The sequence below is a fragment of the Nonomuraea antri genome (genome assembly GCF_013283785.1).
Classification (GTDB): domain Bacteria; phylum Actinomycetota; class Actinomycetes; order Streptosporangiales; family Streptosporangiaceae; genus Nonomuraea; species Nonomuraea antri.
In genome coordinates, this window is the sequence record NZ_JABCPZ010000031.1 from 20249 (window position 1) to 38203 (window position 17955).

General features: G+C 73.4%; 16 protein-coding genes. 7 read left to right on the forward strand and 9 right to left on the reverse strand.

Translation table 11 applies throughout. The features are described from left to right. Positions 1 to 28 precede the first annotated feature (28 nt). From HII36_RS13125 to HII36_RS13135, 3 genes are all read left to right on the forward strand, one after another. Positions 29 to 460, forward strand: a complete 432-nt coding sequence (locus tag HII36_RS13125; RefSeq protein WP_173523413.1) for an SRPBCC domain-containing protein — start codon at positions 29 to 31, stop codon at positions 458 to 460. Then, positions 450 to 779, forward strand: coding sequence for an ArsR/SmtB family transcription factor (locus tag HII36_RS13130; RefSeq protein WP_173523414.1), 330 nt, complete (start codon positions 450 to 452; stop codon positions 777 to 779). The genes HII36_RS13125 and HII36_RS13130 overlap by 11 nt, the downstream gene beginning before the upstream one ends. Positions 780 to 1084: 305 nt before the next feature. Continuing rightward, the gene (locus HII36_RS13135) at positions 1085 to 1426 is read left to right on the forward strand and encodes a histone-like nucleoid-structuring protein Lsr2 (RefSeq protein ID WP_173523415.1); all 342 of its coding nucleotides are present in this window, start codon (positions 1085 to 1087) and stop codon (positions 1424 to 1426) included. 36 nt (positions 1427 to 1462) lie between these two features. Here HII36_RS13135 and HII36_RS13140 read toward each other — a convergent pair whose 3' ends face one another. The 7 genes from HII36_RS13140 to HII36_RS13170 all read right to left on the reverse strand — a co-directional run bounded on the left by HII36_RS13140 (position 1463) and on the right by HII36_RS13170 (position 8436). Further along, positions 1463 to 1945: a flavin reductase family protein gene (locus HII36_RS13140; RefSeq protein ID WP_173523416.1), complete on the reverse strand. Its 483-nt coding sequence runs from the start codon at positions 1943 to 1945 to the stop codon at positions 1463 to 1465. Continuing rightward, entirely contained in the window at positions 1942 to 3165 is a 1224-nt protein-coding gene (locus tag HII36_RS13145) for a styrene monooxygenase/indole monooxygenase family protein (protein ID WP_173523417.1), read from the reverse strand. The genes HII36_RS13140 and HII36_RS13145 overlap by 4 nt, the downstream gene beginning before the upstream one ends. Before the next feature lie 100 nt (positions 3166 to 3265). Then, entirely contained in the window at positions 3266 to 4228 is a 963-nt protein-coding gene (locus HII36_RS13150) for an AraC family transcriptional regulator (RefSeq protein ID WP_328807700.1), read from the reverse strand. An 82-nt stretch (positions 4229 to 4310) separates the two neighbouring features. Then, positions 4311 to 4997 (reverse strand): hypothetical protein, encoded by a 687-nt coding sequence (locus tag HII36_RS13155; RefSeq protein ID WP_173523419.1) that lies wholly within the window; start codon positions 4995 to 4997, stop codon positions 4311 to 4313. A gap of 58 nt (positions 4998 to 5055) precedes the next feature. Continuing rightward, positions 5056 to 5703 carry a LuxR C-terminal-related transcriptional regulator gene (locus HII36_RS13160; protein ID WP_173523420.1) on the reverse strand — a complete coding sequence of 216 codons (648 nt, stop codon included), beginning with the start codon at positions 5701 to 5703 and terminating at the stop codon, positions 5056 to 5058. Beyond that, positions 5691 to 7598, reverse strand: coding sequence for a sensor histidine kinase (locus tag HII36_RS13165; protein ID WP_173523421.1), 1908 nt, complete (start codon positions 7596 to 7598; stop codon positions 5691 to 5693). Before HII36_RS13165 ends, HII36_RS13160 begins: the two co-directional genes overlap by 13 nt. A 142-nt stretch (positions 7599 to 7740) precedes the next feature. Then, positions 7741 to 8436 (reverse strand): SDR family oxidoreductase, encoded by a 696-nt coding sequence (locus HII36_RS13170; RefSeq protein WP_173523422.1) that lies wholly within the window; start codon positions 8434 to 8436, stop codon positions 7741 to 7743. Positions 8437 to 8542: 106 nt separating this feature from the next. On the opposite strand from HII36_RS13170, the gene HII36_RS13175 reads away from it, so the two are divergent. From HII36_RS13175 to HII36_RS13190, 4 genes are all read left to right on the forward strand, one after another. After that, positions 8543 to 8911 carry a MerR family transcriptional regulator gene (locus HII36_RS13175; RefSeq protein WP_173523423.1) on the forward strand — a complete coding sequence of 123 codons (369 nt, stop codon included), beginning with the start codon at positions 8543 to 8545 and terminating at the stop codon, positions 8909 to 8911. 199 nt (positions 8912 to 9110) lie between these two features. Further along, the gene (locus HII36_RS13180) at positions 9111 to 9743 is read left to right on the forward strand and encodes a hypothetical protein (RefSeq protein WP_173523424.1); all 633 of its coding nucleotides are present in this window, start codon (positions 9111 to 9113) and stop codon (positions 9741 to 9743) included. 372 nt (positions 9744 to 10115) lie between these two features. After that, complete coding sequence (locus tag HII36_RS13185; protein ID WP_236003455.1) at positions 10116 to 10853, forward strand: L,D-transpeptidase family protein; 738 nt, start codon at positions 10116 to 10118, stop codon at positions 10851 to 10853. Between the two features lie 186 nt (positions 10854 to 11039). Continuing rightward, complete coding sequence (locus tag HII36_RS13190) at positions 11040 to 12833, forward strand: HAL/PAL/TAL family ammonia-lyase (protein WP_173523426.1); 1794 nt, start codon at positions 11040 to 11042, stop codon at positions 12831 to 12833. Positions 12834 to 12843: 10 nt separating this feature from the next. Here HII36_RS13190 and HII36_RS13195 read toward each other — a convergent pair whose 3' ends face one another. Then, positions 12844 to 14031 (reverse strand): 4-hydroxybenzoate 3-monooxygenase, encoded by a 1188-nt coding sequence (locus tag HII36_RS13195; protein WP_173523427.1) that lies wholly within the window; start codon positions 14029 to 14031, stop codon positions 12844 to 12846. Between the two features lie 123 nt (positions 14032 to 14154). Beyond that, positions 14155 to 17787 (reverse strand): serine/threonine-protein kinase, encoded by a 3633-nt coding sequence (locus tag HII36_RS13200; RefSeq protein WP_173523428.1) that lies wholly within the window; start codon positions 17785 to 17787, stop codon positions 14155 to 14157. Between the last annotated feature and the right edge of the window lie 168 nt (positions 17788 to 17955).

Consider the following 17955-nt stretch of genomic DNA (forward strand, 5'->3'; position numbering starts at 1 on the left):
ACATTGCTACCTATCGGAGGAGGCTGTCATGGGTTTTCCTGATCGCATCGAGCGGACCATCGAGGTCGCCCGGCCGCCGGCCGAGGTGTGGGCCGCGCTCACCACGGCCGAGGGCCTGAGCGCCTGGCTGGGCCACGAGGCGAGCATCGACCTGCGCCCGGGCGGCGCCGCCCAGATGCGCTGGAACGACGGGCACACGGCCGACCTGCGCGTCGAACGCGTGGAGGAGCCCGTCGTGTTCGGGTTCACCTGGCAGATCTTCGGGCTGCCCAAGGACGACCCGCGCCGCACGTACGTCGAGTTCACCCTCGAACCGGCCGGCGCGGGCACCAGGCTGCGCATGGTCGAGACCGGCTTCGCGCAACTGCCTGAGGACGCCTACCGCAAGGCGTACGACGCCCACCACGACGGATGGGGGCACGAACTGGGCGAACTGGCCGGCCACCTCGATGCCGCCTGACGTCGAGGCGATCGCCGAGCAGGTCTTCATCGCCCTGGCCGACCCGAGCCGGCGCGCCATCCTGGCCGCGCTGGCCTCGGGCGGCCCGGCCACGGCGACGGACCTGGCCGCCCGCCTGCCGATCACCCGGCAGGCGATCGCCAAGCATCTGGCCCTGCTGTCGGAGGCCGGTCTGGTGACGGCGGAACCGGGGGAGCGGCGGCGGGTGCGCTACCGGCTGCGCTCCGCGCCGATGCAGGTGGCCCAGCAGTTCCTGGCCGCGCTGGCCCGCGACTGGGACGGCCCGCTCGACGCGTTGAAGAACCACCTCGACCGCTGACCCGGCCGGCCCCCCAGCTTTTTCCGAGACGCCCCGCGTGACGCGGGGCGTCTTGCGTTTCCGGGCCCCCGCGCACCCCCGATACGCCAAGAGCGGCCTCTCCACGGACATTCCAGCCATTGGCCATGGCCTTTGAATTGAGCTTCAACATAGCGGAACGGTGGCAAAAGAGCCTTTCGCTGTGCTCCCCACCTGGAGAACCGAGAGAGCCGCGCCACGTGCGCGAAAGGCTGCCGCAAGAAGATGCATGATCTGCTGAAGGGGGCTACAGTACCCTGCAACCGTAAACGTAATTGGAGCACCCTATGGCGAAGCGCATTGTTGAGTCCTTTATCGATGACATCGACGGCAGTGACGCCGAGGGGACCACGAGGTTCGCTCTCGACGGCACCAACTACGAGATCGACCTCTCCGGGTCCAACCGGGAGAAGCTGGAGAAGGCCCTGGCCCCCTTTATCGCCAAGGCCCGCCCGGTCCGGGCCGAGCGGGGCGTGCGCGGCAGGCGGGGCGGCGGCGTGTCCGCCCGGGCCGTCAGCCGTGAGAAGGCCACCGAGATCAGGCGCTGGGCCAAGGCCCAGGGGCTGCCGGTGAGCGAGCGCGGCCGCATCGCCGCTTCCGTCGTGGAACAGTACGAGCAGGCCCACTGATTCGGCGCCGTAGAGCCGGCTTCGCCGAAGCCGGCTCTACGACGCGCGGCCGATGGCCAGCTCCGGCATGCACTCCCGGTAGCGTCCGGCGTGGAAGACCAGCGGGTCGCCTTCGGCCCGCTGGTAACGCTCCACCTCGCCGACGAAGATGTGGTGGTCGCCGCCGTCGTGCACGCGCACCGTACGGCAGACGAAATGGGCCAGCGTCCCGGCGAGCAGCGGCAGCGGCGTGCCGAGCAGCTCCACCCCGGCGAACTTGTCGGCCGCCCCGGTGGCGAACCGCCGCGACAGGTGTTCCTGCCCGGCCGCCAGCACGTTGATGGCGAACTGCCCGGCCCGCAGGAACGACGGCGCGCTGGGCGCCCGCTCCGACAGGCACCACAACACCAGCGGCGGATCGAGCGAGACCGACGTGAACGAGTTGACGGTCACCCCGGCACGCGTCCCCTCCGGGGTCACCGTGGTGATCACGGCGACCCCGGTCGCGAACTGCCCGAAGGCCTCACGCAGCGATCTCATGCCGCGACCCGGTTCAGGTAGGCCTCGGCGCGGCCGGCGTCCAGGTACCAGTCGGCGTAGTCGCTGGGGTCGTCGAAGCCGTTGACGAAGCGCGAGGCGATCCGCGGGTGCTCGCCGGCGGCGCCCAGCAGCGCGAGGTGGTGCGCCTGCGGCGGGGCGAGCAGGGTGTTGGTCCAGCCGGTGACGTGCTGCGCGTCGGCCCAGAACCGGTCGAACGTCTCGCGCATCCACTCCGTGTCGAACGGCCGGTCGCCGCGCTCCACGATGGCCGCCAGGTAGGCGGCGGCGCACTTGGCGGCGTTGTTGCTGCCCTGCCCGGTGATCGGGTCGTTGAGCACCACCACGTCGGCGACGCCGAGCACGGGCGCGCCGGACGGCAGCACCGCGACGGGCCTGCGTACCGTGGGGGCGAAACGGCCGGTCAGGGTGCCGCCCGCGTCGGTGAGCTCGATCCCGGCGCAGCGCTCGGCCTCCCAGGGGAAGAACCGCTGCAGGATCTCGCGGCTGCGCGCCAGGTGCTCGGCCGGGGTGCGGACGTCGGCCCAGCAGTCCATCGGCCCGCCGGGCAGGCCCTCGAACACCATGATCTCGCACGGGCCCGTGCGCGTGAGCGCCGGGAAGACGAAGTACTCGCCCACCCCGGGCAGCAGGTTGAAGCAGACCGCCGAGTAGTCGGGCCTGGGCGCCAGCCCGTGGACGTAGGTGAGCGCCAGCGCCCGCTGCGGCGTCGTGTACGGCGAGAGTGCCGGGTCGCGCTCGAACAGCGAGGCGATCTCCCCCTTGCCGGCCGCGACCAGCACCAGGTCGTACTGGGCGGCGTAACCCTCCAGGTCCTGGACGCCGGCCTCGTGCACGACCAGCTTGCCGCCGAGCCGCTCCAGCTCCGCCAGCCAGGCCGGCATCTTCATCCGCTGGTCGACCGAGCGGGCAGGGACGTCCAGCCGGGCCGCCCAGTCGAGCGCCTTGCCGCCTTCAGGAGAGGGCACCGCGAGCGCGATGCCCTCGATCGGCGGGCACTCGCCGGCCCAGAAGTCCAGGCCGAGCGCGTGCTCGTGGGCCTGGGCGGTGCCGAACATGGCCTGGCTGGACAGCACCCGGCCGTCGCGGATGGACTCGGGGGTGCGGTTGGAGACGACGGTGACGTCGTAGCCCTGCTTGAGCAGGCCGAGCGCCAGGTGCAGGCCGGCCTGCCCGGCGCCGACGACGAGGATGTTTCGCATGGTGGGTGGTCCCTTTCCGTCAGGAGTTGAGTGGTGGTCGGCGCCTGACATGAAAGGTACGGCCGGCGCCGCCGCCCGAGCCATCCGCTGAGCGCGGATCTCATCCACCTGACGCGGAACCGCGGCGCAGCGTCTCCGACGGCTGCTGCCCGAACCTCTCGCGGTACATGGCGGCGAAACGTCCCTGGTGCAGGAAGCCCCAGCGGGCGGCCACCGTGGTCACCGTCGCCCTGGCCGGGTCGGCGACGGCCAGTTCCTCGTGCACCCGCACCAGCCGCACCGACCTGAGGTGGGCCATCGGGGTCAGCCCGAGATGGGCGCGGAACCCCTCCTGCAGCGAACGGCTGCTCACCGCGACGGCGGCGGCGACGTCGCTGGTGGTGAGCGGCAGATGGGCGTGTCCCTCGATGAACTCCATCGCCCGCCGCACCACCTTGGGCAGCGCGGGCGGCCGGGGCGCGGTCAGCCGCTCCAGATAGTTGGACGGCTGGCTGGTCAGCAGCAGGCTCATCATGGCGTTCTCCAGATGCGCCACGGCCAGGGGCTGGGCGGTCAGCCCGTCGTCGTGCTCGGCCTCCCTGACCAGCAGGTCGGCCATGCCGCGCCAGGACCTGGTCCAGCCCAGCGTCATGTCCACGCCCAGGCCGAAGATGATCGGCTCGTCCAGCGGCTCGCCGAGCAGCTGCTCCAGCGCGCGTTCGAGCGCGGTGCGCTCGAACTTGATGAGCAGCTGCGGGCAGCCCGCCGCCCAGCGCATGTCCAGGTGGCGGGTCGGTGAGGGCAGCGAGGCCAGGGACGGCGTCGAGACGATCTCCTTGTCACCGGCGCGGATCAGGCTGCGCCCGGTGAGCGGGATCATGGCCAGGAAGAAGGTGTCCAGGTCGCCGGGCTCGATGTGCACGTCGGCCCCGTAGTCGAGGTAGCTGATGCGTACCGAGCCGAGCTGGACCGAGTTGAACTGGGCCGCCAGCAGGGCGGCGTCTCCGGCCAGGTCCAGTCGGTGCGGGCAGAACACCTTGGCCACCTCGTCCCGGACCTCGTCGAGGTCCGAGCTGGCGAACACGGCTCGATTGCTGAGGAGCACACCAGATGATCGGTGTCCGGGGCGGCGGCGTTCCAGGTAAAAGTACGCAGACCAGCGGCCGTCACACCGCGGGCGCCGGACGCGGGCGCACCCAGGCCGCGCCGGCGGCGCCGAACCCGGTGGCGAGCAGCAGCCAGCCCAGCGCGTTGACCGGCATGGCCACGAATCCACCAGCCATGACCAGCGGGAACGAGGCCGGCATGAGCGCCGCGGCCCACCGGGGCACCTGACGCCCGCGCCACAGCGCCACCGCGAGAAGGACGATCCCGAGGAACATCAGCGGGACGAACACCGCCCCGCCGAGCGCCGGCGCCTGGAAGGCGTCCAGCCCGGCCAGCAGCCGCTCGGTTGCGGCCTGGCCGAGGCCCGCCTGGCGGGAGGCGACCGCCGCCGCGTCGTACCCGGCCCCGCTGAAGCCCAGCGCGGCGAATCCCACGTACGTCAGCGCCATCCCCGCCGTGCCCAGCCCGGGCGAGCCGCGCCTGGCCACCAGGCCGGTCACGATCGCGCCCACCCCGGCGGTGAGCGCGAACACCAGCAGCATCCACATGGCCAGTTGCAGCCGGCCGACGCCGGCGGCCGCCTTCGGTATCCACACGTCCGGGGCGTCGGCCACGGCGTAGGGCACCAGCAGCGCCCAGGCCGCCATCGCCAGCGGGCCCGCGGGAGCGAGCAGTGCCAGCGCCCGGTGCACCCGGGTGACCTGCGCGGACGGGGGTGCGATCAGGTCCACGTCGTTCTCCTCCATCGTCGGGGGGTGATACGGGAACGACGCTACGATCGCGGGCCCGGCCGCCACATCCGAGCTAACACCGGTTCAGCCACATCAGCGCGGCACGCACCCGGCGGTTGTGGTCGGCGTCGGGCGGCAGGGCCAGCTTGGTGAAGATCGACGCGACGTGCGAGTCGACGGTCCGCTCGGAGATGACCAGCCGGCCGGCGATGGCCACGTTGCTGAGCCCCTGGGCCAGCAGCCCGAGCACGTCGCGCTCGCGGCCGGTGAGCGTGCCCGGGCCGGTGGGCGTGCTCGGGCCGGCCAGGTAGTGGTCGACGACCTGGGCGTCGATCGCGGTGCCGCCGGCCGCGACCCGGCGGACGGCGGCCACGAAGTCGTCCAGGTCGAGCACCCGGTCCTTGAGCAGGTAGCCGAACCGCGCCGGACGTTCCGCGGCCAGCGTCATGGCCAGCGCCGGTTCCACGACGTGCGAGAGCATCACCACGGCCAGCTCGGGGAAGCGCTCGCGCAGCAGCACCGCCGCGCGGGCGCCCTCGTCGGTGAACGTGGGCGGCATCCGCACGTCCGCGATCACCAGGTCCGGCCGCTCGGCGACGACGGCCGACACCAGGCTCGCCGCGTCACCCACCTCGGCGGCGACCTCGATGCCGTCCGCACGCAGCAGCCTGGCGATGCTCTGCCTGAGCATCACCAGGTCCTCGGCGATCACGACCCGCACGGCAGGATCACCTCCAGTTCCGTGCCGCGCGGCCGGCGGTCGCAGACCAGCAGCCGGCCGCCGGCCGCCTCGACCCGTTCCGACAGCCCGCGCAGGCCGGTGCCCGCCCGGGGGTCGGCGCCGCCGCTCCCGTCGTCGGTGACGCTCACCCGGGCGTGGCCGCCGGTGACCGTCACGTCCACGGTGATGGAGCTCGCGCCGGCGTGCTTGAGCGCGTTGGTGACCGCCTCGCACACCACCAGGTACGCCACGCTCTCGACGCGTGGCGGCAGCCGCTCGGCCGGCACGTTGAGCGTGATCGGCAGCGGGATCGCGCCGGTCAGGTCGGCCAGCGCGACCCGCAGGCCATGCCTGCTCAGCGTCTCCGGCACGTTGCCCGCGACCAGCGCGCGCAGCTCCTCGATCGCGGTGGCCAGGTTGTCGCTCGCGCCGGTGAGCAGGTTCCGCGTCTCGGCGTCCGGGAAGCGCCGCCAGGCCATCCGCAGTTCCAGCGCGAGCGCGAGCAGCCGGCCCTGCACGCCGTCGTGCAGGTCGCGTTCGAGCCGCCGTCGTTCCTCGGCCGCCGCCGACTCGGCCCGGCCGGCCTGCTCGCGTACCGCGGCCTGGAGCACCGCCCGTTCGACCAGCTCGGCCACCTCGGCTACGCCGCCGCCGGCGTCCGCGGCCGCGCCGCGATGCATCAGGTACGCCCGCGTGCCGATCGGCACCGCGCCGGGCGGCGGCTCCGCCATGGCCGCGCCGTCGGCGTCCACCCAGCCGCGCCCCTCGGGCAGCCGCAGCGCCAGGCCCGCGCTGGGGTCGCCGAGCGCGGCGCGCAGAATGTCCCTGGCGGTCTCGGCCGGCCGGCTGGTCTCGCCCGCCTCCCGGACGAGACGCGCCGCCCGCGCCCTGACCGGGTCGGTACGCAGCACCAGCGCCCGCACCACCCACCGGTCGAGCGGGACGGCCAGCGCGGCCACCGCCAGCGTCACCAGCACCACCGGCAGCACCGCCCCGGCGCCGAGCAGGTCACCGAGCACCGCGCCCGCCGCCACCACCAGCAGCGCGAACAGCAGCCCCACGACCAGGCCGATCAACGACGGCACCCGGCCCGCCCAGCGCGCGCCGCCGTGCCGCGCCACCGCGACTAGCAGGAGCGGGCACACGGCGAACGGCGCGCAGAACCCCACCGCCAGCGCCGCCTCACCGGCCGCCGGGGTCAGCACGCCGAAGCCGCCCGCCATCGCCGCGGCCAGCGCGCAGAGCAGCACGGTGACGATCGGCACCAGCGCGCACGCGGCCAGGACGAGCAGCCGCAGGCGCTCCTCGCCGCGGGCCGCGGGCGCCGCCCGCCACAGCAGCACCGGCGCCACCAGCACCGACGCCATCCACGGCAGCGCCGCGGGCCCGGCCGCCTCCGGCAGCTCCCACAACGGCCTGATCCGCGAGTACGGCTCGCCCACCGGCAACACCGCCATCGCCAGCAGGGCGAAGGCGATCCCGTAGCCGAGCACCAGCCGTACCGCCCAGGCCGGACGCGACCCGGCCACCAGCAGGGCCACCTGTAACAGGGTGATCGGCAGGATGTATCCGGCCGCGTGCCAGGTCACCGCGAGCCAGGCCAGGGCGTCGGTGTGGCCCTTGGCGCCCGCGTACTCGGCGGCGACGGCGGTGGTGACCAGGTAGGCGAGCAGTGCCCAGCAGGTCGCGGCCACCCACCGGCCGGTGCGCGGCCGGCCCGCCCTGGTCAGCGCGGCGGCGCAGAACGAGCAGACGATCGCCGCTGCGGCCAGCGGGAGCACGAAGATCGGGCTGTTGCCGCCGTAACGGAAGCCGGACAGGTACGTTCCGACCGCGATCGCCGCGGCGGTGAGCGCGGCCGGCGAGTGGATCGCCGGCCAGGAGGGGGCACCCATGCCGCGATGATGACAGGGGGGCCGGTCCGGCGGAATCGGTGCGAGCACCGGAACCGCCTGGGGTCGCGGTCGCTCGCCCGGACCAGCAGGCGTTTGCGCGGGTCAGCGGCGGCCTGGGCGGGTCGGCGGCCGTCCGGGCGGGTCAGCGGCCGTAGAACCTGGCGGGGTCGGCGGCGAGCGCGGCCTTGACCTTGGCGCTCCACTCGTCGACGACCACCTCCAGCTCATCGGCCTCGATGCCGTCGAGCGCGGCGCGGGCCACGTCCTCGGGGTCGATCATCTCGCCCTCGTACCCGGCCATCATGTCCGTGGCGGCGGCGCCCAGATGCAGGCCGGTCACCAGCGTGCCCTGGCCGCGCAGTTCGAGCCGGACGCCGTTGGTCAGGCTCCACTCGGCCGCCTTCGCGGCGCTGTACGCGTTGGCCCCGTCGTGGGAGAACCAGGACAGCGCGGACAACACGTTGAGCACGGCGCCGCCGCCGTTGCGGCCGAGGATCGGGGCGAAGGCACGCACCATGGCGAGCGTCCCGTAGTAGTGGGTCTCCATCTCCAGGCGGATCGTGGCGAGGTCGCCGGCGATCAGGTTGGTGCCCGTGCTGATGCCGGCGTTGTTGATCAGGAGCGTCACGTCGCCGGCGACGGCGGCGGCCGCCTCGACCGAGGCCGGGTCGGTGATGTCCAGCCGCAGCGCCTCGACGCCGGGGACGTCGACGTGCTCGGGATTGCGCGCGGCGGCGTAGACCTTCTTCGCGCCGCGCTCCAGCAGTTGCCGCGCGAAACGCAGGCCGATGCCGCGGTTGGCGCCGGTCACGAGCGCGGTCGAGCCGGAAATACGCATGGCTGCCTCCAGGCAGTTCTCAGTGACGAGTGATTCGCGGATACGCTAAAACCTGACGTTGACGTCAGAGGCAAATGTTGTGACGCGAATCACCAGGGAGGCCGTCATGCGCATCGGGGAACTCGCCGCCAAGACGGGCGTGAGCGTGCGGGCCCTGCGCTACTACGAGGAGCAGCACCTGCTCGTCGCCGAACGCAGCGCCAGCGGCCAGCGGCACTACCCCGAAGACGCGGTGGAGCGGGTCTGGCTGATCCAGCAGCTCTACGCGGCCGGGCTGGCCAGCAAGTCGATGGCCGACCTGATGCCGTGCGTGGTGACCGGCGAGGTCACCCCCGAGCTGCTCCGGCGGCTGGGCGGCGAGCGCGACCGCATCGAGAGCCGGATCGGCGAGCTGGTCAAGGCACGCGACAAGCTCGACTTGATCATCGACCTGGCCGCCGAGGCCGCGCACGCGGGCCGGCCATGCCCGCGCTGAACCGCCGACTCCCACTGCGGACGGTCGAAGGCGAGTCGCCTGGCGGTGCGCGGCGGAAGCTTTAGCCAGGCATTAGCGCGGGCATGCCGACCGCACTCGATCACGCGGGTAAGCACAACGTGACCATGGCATTCCGGATCGTCACCTCCCTCCGGGGCCTGGCACCACAGCTGATTCCTGCGAGAGAGACGGAAGTCCCATGCCCGCAAACCCGATGATCCGGCTGACGTATGTCGTCTTCGCCGCGTCCGCCGCCCTCGTCCCGTTCACTCCGGCGGTCGCCGGGGCGAACGCCGACCTGACCACCCGCGTGACGGCTCAGGCCGTCAAGAGCGACGAGAAACCGCCGCTGGTGGCCGGTCGTGGCTGTCACGGACACCGCTGGTGCGGCGGCGGCTGGCGGCACTGGAACCACTGGCGTCCGTGGCACCGCGGCTGCCACCACCGCTGCCACGGCCGGACCGGCCCGCAGGGTCCCCAGGGTCCGCAGGGCCCGGCGGGTCCGGCGGGGACCGCCGGCTCCAGCGTCGACACGGCCTTCCACGGCAACCGCAAGTTCGTCGCGCAGGCGCCCGGCGACGGCCGGACCCTGGTGCGCGACCCGCGCACCACGCCGACGTGGCACGACCTGTCGTCGATCGACAACTACCCGGGCGGCGTCACGGGCGTCTCGCTGGCCAACAGGCTCGGGCGCCTGCACGTGACCGTGCGCACCGCGTCCGGGCAGGTCTTCCAGACGGAGTGCCGGCTCAACCCGACGCCGGGAACGGGCATGAACGATCCCTGGCCGGGCAACTGCAGCGACTTCATCGACCTGACCCCGCCCAACTGAACGCCGCGACCGCTGATCCCGCCGGCGTCCGCCGGCCGCCCCTGATCGGGCCGGGATGAAACGCGCGGGTGGACGCCACACGAAAGGCGTCCACCCGCGCGCACGCGTTTCAGGGCAGGACCCAGGAAAGGCCGGCGCACCGCGCCGAACGGCTGTCCCCGAAAGGCCGGCGCACCGCACAGACCGGCTGTCCTCGAAAGGCCGGTGCACGGCACTGACCGGCTGTCCGCGAAAAGTCTGCGCGCCGCACCGACGGGCCGGTGCGGGAATGGCCGGTACGCCGCACCGACCGTCCCGAGAAATTTACCGAAGATGACCGTTTTTCCAGGATCATCATGCCCTGATCACGGCAAATCCACATACGTGATCAAAATGCGGTGGTTCGCCGTCCTCGTCGTCAGTTGCACGGCGCCGCTGGTCCCGGGCGGGATCGCGGCGGCCGACACCGTGGTGGCCCCAGGCGATCGCAGCGCCGAAGTCGAACGCCTGCAGCGCAAGCTGCACCAGGGCGGGTTCTACTGGGGCCGGATCAACGGGAACTACGACGTCCAGACCCGCTACGCGGTCTGGACCCTGCAGAAGAGCCAGGGACTCACGCCGCGCGGCGAGGTGAGCACCGCGGAGTGGCAGGCGCTGGAGCGCCCGCGGCGACGGCGTCCGCTCGTGCCGCGCGGCCCGGACGACCGGGTCGAGATCAACCTGCGCACCCAGCTCCTGACCGTCTACCGCAGGGATCGCCCGGTCCTCGTCTCGCACGTCTCCACCGGGGCCGGGATCGAGTTCTGCAACGGCGGCCGGTGCCGGGTGGCCAACACCCCGATCGGCGACTTCCGGGTCGGCGCCCGCTCTCCGGGCTGGTCCACCGGGGCGCTCGGCTCGATGTTCAACGCGATGTACTTCAACGGCGGCATCGCCATGCACGGCTCGTCGCAGGTGCCGCTCCGGCCGGCTTCGCACGGGTGCGTGCGGCTGCCGCTGGCCACGTCCAAGCGGCTGTTCAAGCTGGTCGGGCCGGGAGAGCCGGTGTACGTCCGCGGCGCCTGGCACGACCGGGGCGAACGCCGGCGCGCGGCCGCCAGGCACGGGCGATCGGCGAGGCCGCACCGCTGACCGCCGGGACCCGTCGCTTGTGACCGTCAGGACCTCCGTCGTCCGGTTCGTGGGGTGATGTCAACGGCCGGTCGAGGATGGGTCAGCACTTCTCCGGCGGGTGCCGCGCCGTGCTCGGCGCCGCGTCCGCGAGGGCTAGACACGAAGTTGCGTTGATCTTCGTCGTGGTGGCCGGAGGAGGCACGGATGTCGAACGCTGGACGGATCGTCACGGGCGCGGTGCTGGTCGCCGCGGCCGTCGTGCCTGGTCAGGCCGTCGCGGACCCGGGAAGGCCGCCGCAGGCCGCCCCGGATGCCCGGCCCGCGCCACCCGCGACGCGCTCCGCGGCCCAGCCGGTCGAGCTGGTGCTGACCGGCGGCGCGTTCTCCATCAGGGACGCCTTCGCCGTCCTCGACGGCCGTCCGCTGACGGTACGGCTCGCCCCCGCCGCCCGCGCCCGCATGACCCAGGCGCGCGAAGGCGCGCTCGCGGCGCTGGAGAGCCAGCGGGTCTACGGCTGGAACCAGGCGCTGGGCCCGCTGAAGGACCGTCCGCTGACCGTGGACGAGCAGCGGCTGTTCCAGCGCAACACGCTGCGCTCGCACGCCGCGGGCGTCGGCCCGGCCCTGCCAGACAACGTGGCGAGGCTGGCCCTGGTGCTCAAGGCCAACCAGATGGCCAGGGGGAAGGTGGGGGTCCGGCCGGAGGTGCCGGAACGCCTGCTGGCCATGGTCAACGCCGGTGTCGTGCCGGTCATGCCGCAGATCGGCTCGCTCGGCACCGGTGATCTGCAGCCGCAGGCGGCGGCCGGGCTGGCCGCGATCGGCGAGGACGCGCCGGTGCGTTACCGGGGCGGGCAGGGTCCGGCCTCGGCCATGTTGCCGCTGGCCGGGCTGCCCAGGGACTTCGTCCTGGAGGCGGGGGAGGCGTTGCCGATCATCAGCGGCAGCACGGTCGTGGCCGCGTCGCTGCTGCACGCCGTGCACCGCGCAGACGCGCTCGCCGACCAGGCGGAAGGCGCGTTCGCGCTGTTCCTGGAGGCGACCAGGGCCGAGCGCGGCTCACTCGACGGCCGCACGCACGCCGAGCGGCACATCCCGGAGGAGAACGCGATCGCCGCGCGGCTGCGCGCGCTGGTCGCCGGCTCGGGCTGGATGACCGAAGAGGGACGAAAGCGCCTCGACCCGGCCAACTACCACCCGCGTGTGCAGGACGCGGTGTCCGTTCGCGCCGCCCCGCACATCATGGCCGGGCTCAGGAAGGTGCTCGGCGACGCGCGCACGACCCTGATCAGGGAGGCCAACTCCTCGACCTCCAACCCGCTGGTCTTCCGCCGCAAGGACGGCAAGGGCCACGAGTTCGTGATGGGCGGCAACTGGGACGGCTCCATCATGGGCCACACCGCCGACACGCTGAACGCGGAGATCGCCGACCTCGGCGTGCTCTCGCAGGAGCTGTCCGCACGGCTGCTGTCGCCGAGCTGGAGCTACGGCCTGCCGGCCAACCTGGCGGGCGGCGCGGTCGGCCTGAACTCCGGCCTGGTGCAGGTGCAGACCGTGGCCACCGCGCTGGTCCCGGAGATGCAGATACGCGCCACGCCCGCGGGGACGTTGTCACGCCCGGCCAAGAACGGCCAGGAGGACCACAACACGATGGCCATGGCCTCGGTCAGGAACCTGCACGCCAACCTCGACCGGCTGGAGACCGTGCTGGCGGTGCAGTTCCTCATGTCGGCCCAGGGCATCGACCTCATCGCGGCCCGGATGAGGCCGCTGCCGCTCGGCGTGGGCACCCGCTACCTGCACGCGCAGTTCAGGCGCTACGTCCGGCCGCTGGGCGACGACCGCTACCTGACCCCGGACCTGCTGCGCGCCACCTGGCTGGTGCGCAACAACCGCCTCCTGCCGCCGGCCCTGCCCACGGCCAGTGCCAGGAAGGCGGGCGGCGTGAGGAAGGCGGCCAGTTCCAAGAAGGCGGGCGGCGCCAGCAAGGCGGCCTGAGCGGGCCCGGTCAGCCGCCCGCCACCAGGTCGGCGAAGGCCCGGCCGGCCACCTCGGAGGTGAACAGCCGCTCCAGCCGCGCCCTGGCCAGCCGCCGGCGGAAGGCCCCGGCCAGCCGGTCGTCGCCGGCCTCGTGCGTCATCTCGGTCAGCCAGCGGCAGAACTCCTGGTAGTTCCACACCCGCTGGAGACACGTGTCGGAGTACGCGTCGAGCTGCTTGTCGTCCCCGTCGCGCACGGCCGCGCGCAACGCGTGGGCCAGGACGTTCGCGTCGCCGATGGCCAGGTTCATGCCCTTGCCGCCCATCGGCGTGACGATGTGCGCGGAGTCGCCGACCAGGAAGAGCCTGCCGTGACGCATCGGCTCGGCGACGAAGCTGCGCATCTCCACCACGGACTTCTCGCCGATCGGCCCGGTGGGCAGCCCCTGGTCGCCGAGCCGTAACCGGAGCTGGTCCCAGATCCGCTCGTCGGCCCAGTCGCCGGGCACGTCGGCGGGCGCGCATTCGAGGTAGAAGCGGCTGGCGCGCGGGCCACGGGGGAAGTGCGCGGCGAAGCCGTGCGAGGTGATCGCGAACAGCGGGTGGCGCGGCGGCGGCGCCTCGGCCAGCACGGTCAGCCAGCCGATGCCGTGGTCGTAGGCGTAAGTGGTCAGCTCCCCTTCGGGGATGACGGCCCGGCTGACCCCGTGCTGGCCGTCGCACCCGGCCACGTAGTCGCAGACGATCTCGTGCTGGACGCCGTCCGCGTCACGGTAGGCGACCGTGGGCCGGGGGCCTTCGAGGTCGCGCGGGCGCACCTCGGCCGCCTCGAAACGCAGGTCGCCGCCGCCGTCGAGCAGGGCCTTCATGAGACGGCCGACGAGCAACTGCTGCGGGACGATCACGCCGGCCCGGCCGCCGGACAGCGTGGGGATGTCGAGGAAGCGCGGTTCCCCGTCGACGCGGATCTCCAGCGTGCTGTCCCTGGGCATGCCGGACAGCACGGCGTCGGCCAGGCCCCACTCGTCGAAGATGCGGGTGCCGTCGTAGTCGAGCACGCCGGCCCGCTGCCGTTGCTCGACGTAGGACCGGCTCTGCCGTTCCAGCACCACGCACGCGACGCCGGCCCGCATCAGCAGATTGGCCAGGGTCAGGCCGGCCGGCCCGGCCCCGATGACGACGACCTGCGTGCTCTCACGACTGCTCGGCTGCGCCATGTCGCTCCTTCTGCGAACACTCCGGACAACTGGACGAGGCGAACACACCGGACACCTGGGATGCGGCGAACACCCCGATGACACGAACCCTAGACAGCTCGCCGCGATCGCGACACCCGGTCGTCAGCGAGCATGTCCAGGGCACACCTCCAGCGCCGGGAACTCCTTCAGGTGCCGCCGCCGCTCGCCGTCCGTGAGATCCCGGCCCACCCGGGCGCAGACCGCCGCCGCGACCTGCGGCCCGGCGAGCGGATGCGCGAACAGCGCGCCGAGCCGGTCGATGCTGTACAGCCTGCTCCCGTCCGGGCTGAACGCCACGGACGAGATCCCGCCCATGTGGTCGGCGGTGAGCGTGCCCAGGCTCAGGCCGGTGTCCGGCTCCCACAGCCGCACCCGGTGGTCGAGCCCGGCCGTGGCCAGCACGGTCCCGTCCGGCGAGTACGCCAGCGCGGTGACGGCGTCGTCGTGGGCGTTCAGCACGTGACCGGTCGGGGCCAGGTCGGAGGTGGCGCGGAAGCGCACCTGTCCATGCTGCGGGTCGCTCACGGCCAGCACCCGGCCGGCCGGATGGAAGGCGGTGAAGGGGCCGGGCGGGGCGTTCCTGCTCTGCGTGGGCTCCTCGACCCGGCCGGTACGCAGGTCCACCACCTTGGTGAAACCGGCGAAGGCCCACAGGCGGCGTGCGCCGGGGTCGAAGGCCAGGATCGCGCCGCCGACCTCGTCCAACGTCTTGACGCGGCGCTGGGCGGGCACGTCCCACAGCCACGTCCGCGAGGTGGTGAACGCGGAGACCGCGAGCGTGCGGCCGTCGGCGCTCAGGGCCAGCCCCCACGACCAGACCGGCTCGCCGCGCAGCTCACCCGCGGGGACCGAGCCGAGCAGGCGGCCGGCGGCCGTGTCCCAGAGCGCCACCGACGGCGGGTCGGCGACCACCACGGCCAGCACCCGTCCGTCGGCGTTGAGCGCGGTCACCGGCAGGCTCTCGACGCCCGGCGCGGTCGCCGTCATGCGCACGCCGGGAAGCGGGGCGCGCCGCGCCACGTCCACGACGTTCAGCTCCCAGGACTCGCCGCCGCCGCGCCAGGCCACCGCGAGCCGGCCGTCGTCCGACATCGGCCCGGCCGCGGCGGCGCCGGGCATGGCGAGCGGGGGGTGGGTGAAGCGTGAGACGTCGAGCGTCAGCACGGCCGACTGGTCGGTCAGCACGCGCAGCGTGCGATCGCCCGCGCCGAACGCCAGCGACCCGCTCTGCCCGCGCACCCGGTACCGCATCACCTCCGCGCCTTCGGCCGTGGTCCACAACCTGACCAGCCCGGACGACGTGAGCCCCGCCACGAACCTGCCGTCACCGCTGAAGCGCACCTCGGCCAGCCCCGGCGTGGACGCGACCCGGCTGACGGTCTTGCCGGTGCCGACGTCCGTGACGGACATCGACGAGCCGTCCGTGGCGGCCAGCAGGCGCCCGGCCGGGCTGAAGTCGGCCGCGTGGACACCCGACTCCGGGTGGTACCGGTGCTCCTTGCCCGGCAGCGGCCGGGTCTTCCCGGAACGGACGTCCACCAGCCGCAGGCCCTGCTCGGCCGAGAGCACGGCCACCGCCAGCCGGCCGTCGGCGGAGACGACCGCGGGCGGCAGGACGACCATCTTGCCGCGTTCGCGGTGGAACAGCCGGGTCCGGGTGCGCACGTCCCAGAACTCGACGCCGTCCCTGTCGATGGCCAGCACGCTGCCGTCGCGGCTGAAGCGCAGGTCCTCCGCGATGGTCACGCCCGCCCCCGACGGGCCGAAGGCCGGGCCCACCTGCTCGCCCGAGCCGATGTCCCACAGGCGCACGCCCGCCTCGTTGCCGATGACCAGCGTGCGGCCGTCCGGCGTGACCGTGACCTCCTGCTTGGGCAGGCGGTCGGCGGCGAGCGTGGTGTGCCGCCCGGTCTCCAGGTCCCACACCCGGACCGCGTGCGGCGGGTTCAGGTCGGTGGCCAGCAGGGTTCTGCCGTCCACCAGGTGGTAGACCGAGGCGTCGGCGTCGGCGCCCGGCTCGGTGAAGGCCGACAGCTCCCGCTGGCCGAGCGCGGCCGCCAGCCCGGCCCGCACCTCGCGCGACCCGGGGGCCAGCCGGTGCGCGGCGACCGAGAGCAGCATCGCCACCGCCGGGTCGGCCGCGCGCAGCGCCGCCGCCTCACCTGGCAGGCGGCGGCCCACCGCCTCCCTGAGCTGCCTGCTGACCGTCTCGCCCTGCTCGGCGATCGTCCGGCGCTGCTGGTCGACGACGAACACCGCGCCCAGCGAGATCAGCAGCAGCACGGCCAGCGCCGCGGTGAGCGTCCGCCTGCGCCTGGTCCGGGTCCTGCGGTGGGCGATGCAGGCCGCCAGGAAACCGCGTTCGACCGGGGTCAGCGGCAGGCGCTGCCGGCCGTCGGCCGCCCGTTCGAGCATCCGGTCGAGTGAGGTGCCCTGGTGGAGGTCGGCGGTCTTGGCGCCGTTGTCGCGCCACAGGCGGGCCGCGTTGCTCAGCTCGTGGTGCAGGCGCAGGCCGTCGCGGTCGGCGTCGACCCACTCGCGCAGCCGGGGCCAGGCGCGTAACAGCGCCGCGTTGGCCAGCATGACCGTGTCGTCCTGGCGGACGAGCAGCCCGTCGAACGCGGTCAGGACCCGCTCGGCGGTGTCCGGGTCGTCGCCGTGCAGCAGTTCGTCGGCGCCGGCCGGGCGCAGCACGTCGGCGGCCTGCTGCAGCGGGCTCACCAGGCGCAGCAGCAGGTGCGGCGCGAGCCGCCGGCCCGCCTCGTCCAGCCCGGCGTACGCCTGCTCGGCCAGGTCGGCGAGCGCGGGGTCGCCTTCGGCGTCCCGTGGCCGGACCTCGGCGGCGGCATCGCTGCCCGCCCGAAGCAAGTCCCCGCCGCCCGCGGGGGCCGCCTGGTCGAGGGACGGGTCATCGGGGGGTGCCTGGTCGAGGGGCGTGCCGGTGCCGCCCAGCAGCCCGCGCAGCAGCGTCTCCGCCGTCGGCCGCGCGGCCGGGTCCTTGCGCAGCGCGGCGGCCACCAGCGTGCGCAGCGGCTCGGCCAGCACGGACACGTCCGGATCCGCGGTGATCACCTGGTTCATCACGTAACCGAGGTGCTCGCCCTCGAACGGGTCGCGCCCGGTGGCCGCGAACAGCACCACCGCGCCCCACCCGTACACGTCGGCCGGCCGCCCGGCCCTGTCGCCGTGCAGCAGCTCCGGTGCCATGTACCGGGGCGTGCCCGCCACCTGCCGCGACGCGGTCAGCGACATGTCCTCGGTACGGGCGATGCCGAAGTCGATGACCCGCGGCCCGTCCGCGCCCAGCAGGACGTTCTCCGGCTTCAGATCCCGGTGGACCACGCCCGCCCGGTGGATGGCCAGCAGCGCGGTCGCGATGCCGATCGCCAGCCTGCGCAGGTCGTCGCCGGTGAAGACGGGCCCGCCGGCGACCGCCTGGCGCAGGCTGGGGCCTTCGACGTACTCGCTGACCAGGTACGGCCTGGCCCCCTCGCCGTCACCGTCGCCGCCCACGGCCAGCACCCTGGCGGTGCAGAACGACGCCACCCGGCGCGTCGCGGTGACCTCCTTGTCCAGCCTGCTCATGGTCCCGTGCAGCACCTTGACCGCCACCCGGGCGCCCGCCGCGTCGTACGCCTCGTACACCACGCCCTGGCCGCCCGCCCCCAGGCGGCCCGCGAGCCAGTAGTCCGCGATCTGCCGGGGGTCGCCCGGCAGCAGTGGAACGCGTCCCATCGACAACCCCCGTGATCGAGTTCCCTGACGTCTTTGATGCGGGAAAGCGGCGAGCGGTTGGACAGCAAGCGCTTTCTATCCGGCTTTACCGGAGCGCCGCAGTAAGGCGATGGAAAGCGGCAGAAAGATCGGGAAAGCCGTTGACGGCTTCGGAAAGCGCTTACATAC

Bases quoted from the DNA above. Each gene is read 5' to 3' on its own strand.
- HII36_RS13190 (WP_173523426.1), top strand. From the start codon at position 11,040: ATGTCGAACGCTGGACGGATCGTCACGGGCGCGGTGCTGGTCGCCGCG.
- HII36_RS13185 (WP_236003455.1), top strand. From the start codon at position 10,116: ATGCGGTGGTTCGCCGTCCTCGTCGTCAGTTGCACGGCGCCGCTGGTC.
- HII36_RS13195 (WP_173523427.1), bottom strand. From the start codon at position 14,031: ATGGCGCAGCCGAGCAGTCGTGAGAGCACGCAGGTCGTCGTCATCGGG.
- HII36_RS13130 (WP_173523414.1), top strand. From the start codon at position 450: ATGCCGCCTGACGTCGAGGCGATCGCCGAGCAGGTCTTCATCGCCCTG.
- HII36_RS13145 (WP_173523417.1), bottom strand. From the start codon at position 3,165: ATGCGAAACATCCTCGTCGTCGGCGCCGGGCAGGCCGGCCTGCACCTG.
- HII36_RS13125 (WP_173523413.1), top strand. From the start codon at position 29: ATGGGTTTTCCTGATCGCATCGAGCGGACCATCGAGGTCGCCCGGCCG.
- HII36_RS13180 (WP_173523424.1), top strand. From the start codon at position 9,111: ATGCCCGCAAACCCGATGATCCGGCTGACGTATGTCGTCTTCGCCGCG.
- HII36_RS13135 (WP_173523415.1), top strand. From the start codon at position 1,085: ATGGCGAAGCGCATTGTTGAGTCCTTTATCGATGACATCGACGGCAGT.
- HII36_RS13170 (WP_173523422.1), bottom strand. From the start codon at position 8,436: ATGCGTATTTCCGGCTCGACCGCGCTCGTGACCGGCGCCAACCGCGGC.
- HII36_RS13140 (WP_173523416.1), bottom strand. From the start codon at position 1,945: ATGAGATCGCTGCGTGAGGCCTTCGGGCAGTTCGCGACCGGGGTCGCC.
- HII36_RS13175 (WP_173523423.1), top strand. From the start codon at position 8,543: ATGCGCATCGGGGAACTCGCCGCCAAGACGGGCGTGAGCGTGCGGGCC.
- HII36_RS13200 (WP_173523428.1), bottom strand. From the start codon at position 17,787: ATGGGACGCGTTCCACTGCTGCCGGGCGACCCCCGGCAGATCGCGGAC.
- HII36_RS13165 (WP_173523421.1), bottom strand. From the start codon at position 7,598: ATGGGTGCCCCCTCCTGGCCGGCGATCCACTCGCCGGCCGCGCTCACC.
- HII36_RS13155 (WP_173523419.1), bottom strand. From the start codon at position 4,997: ATGGAGGAGAACGACGTGGACCTGATCGCACCCCCGTCCGCGCAGGTC.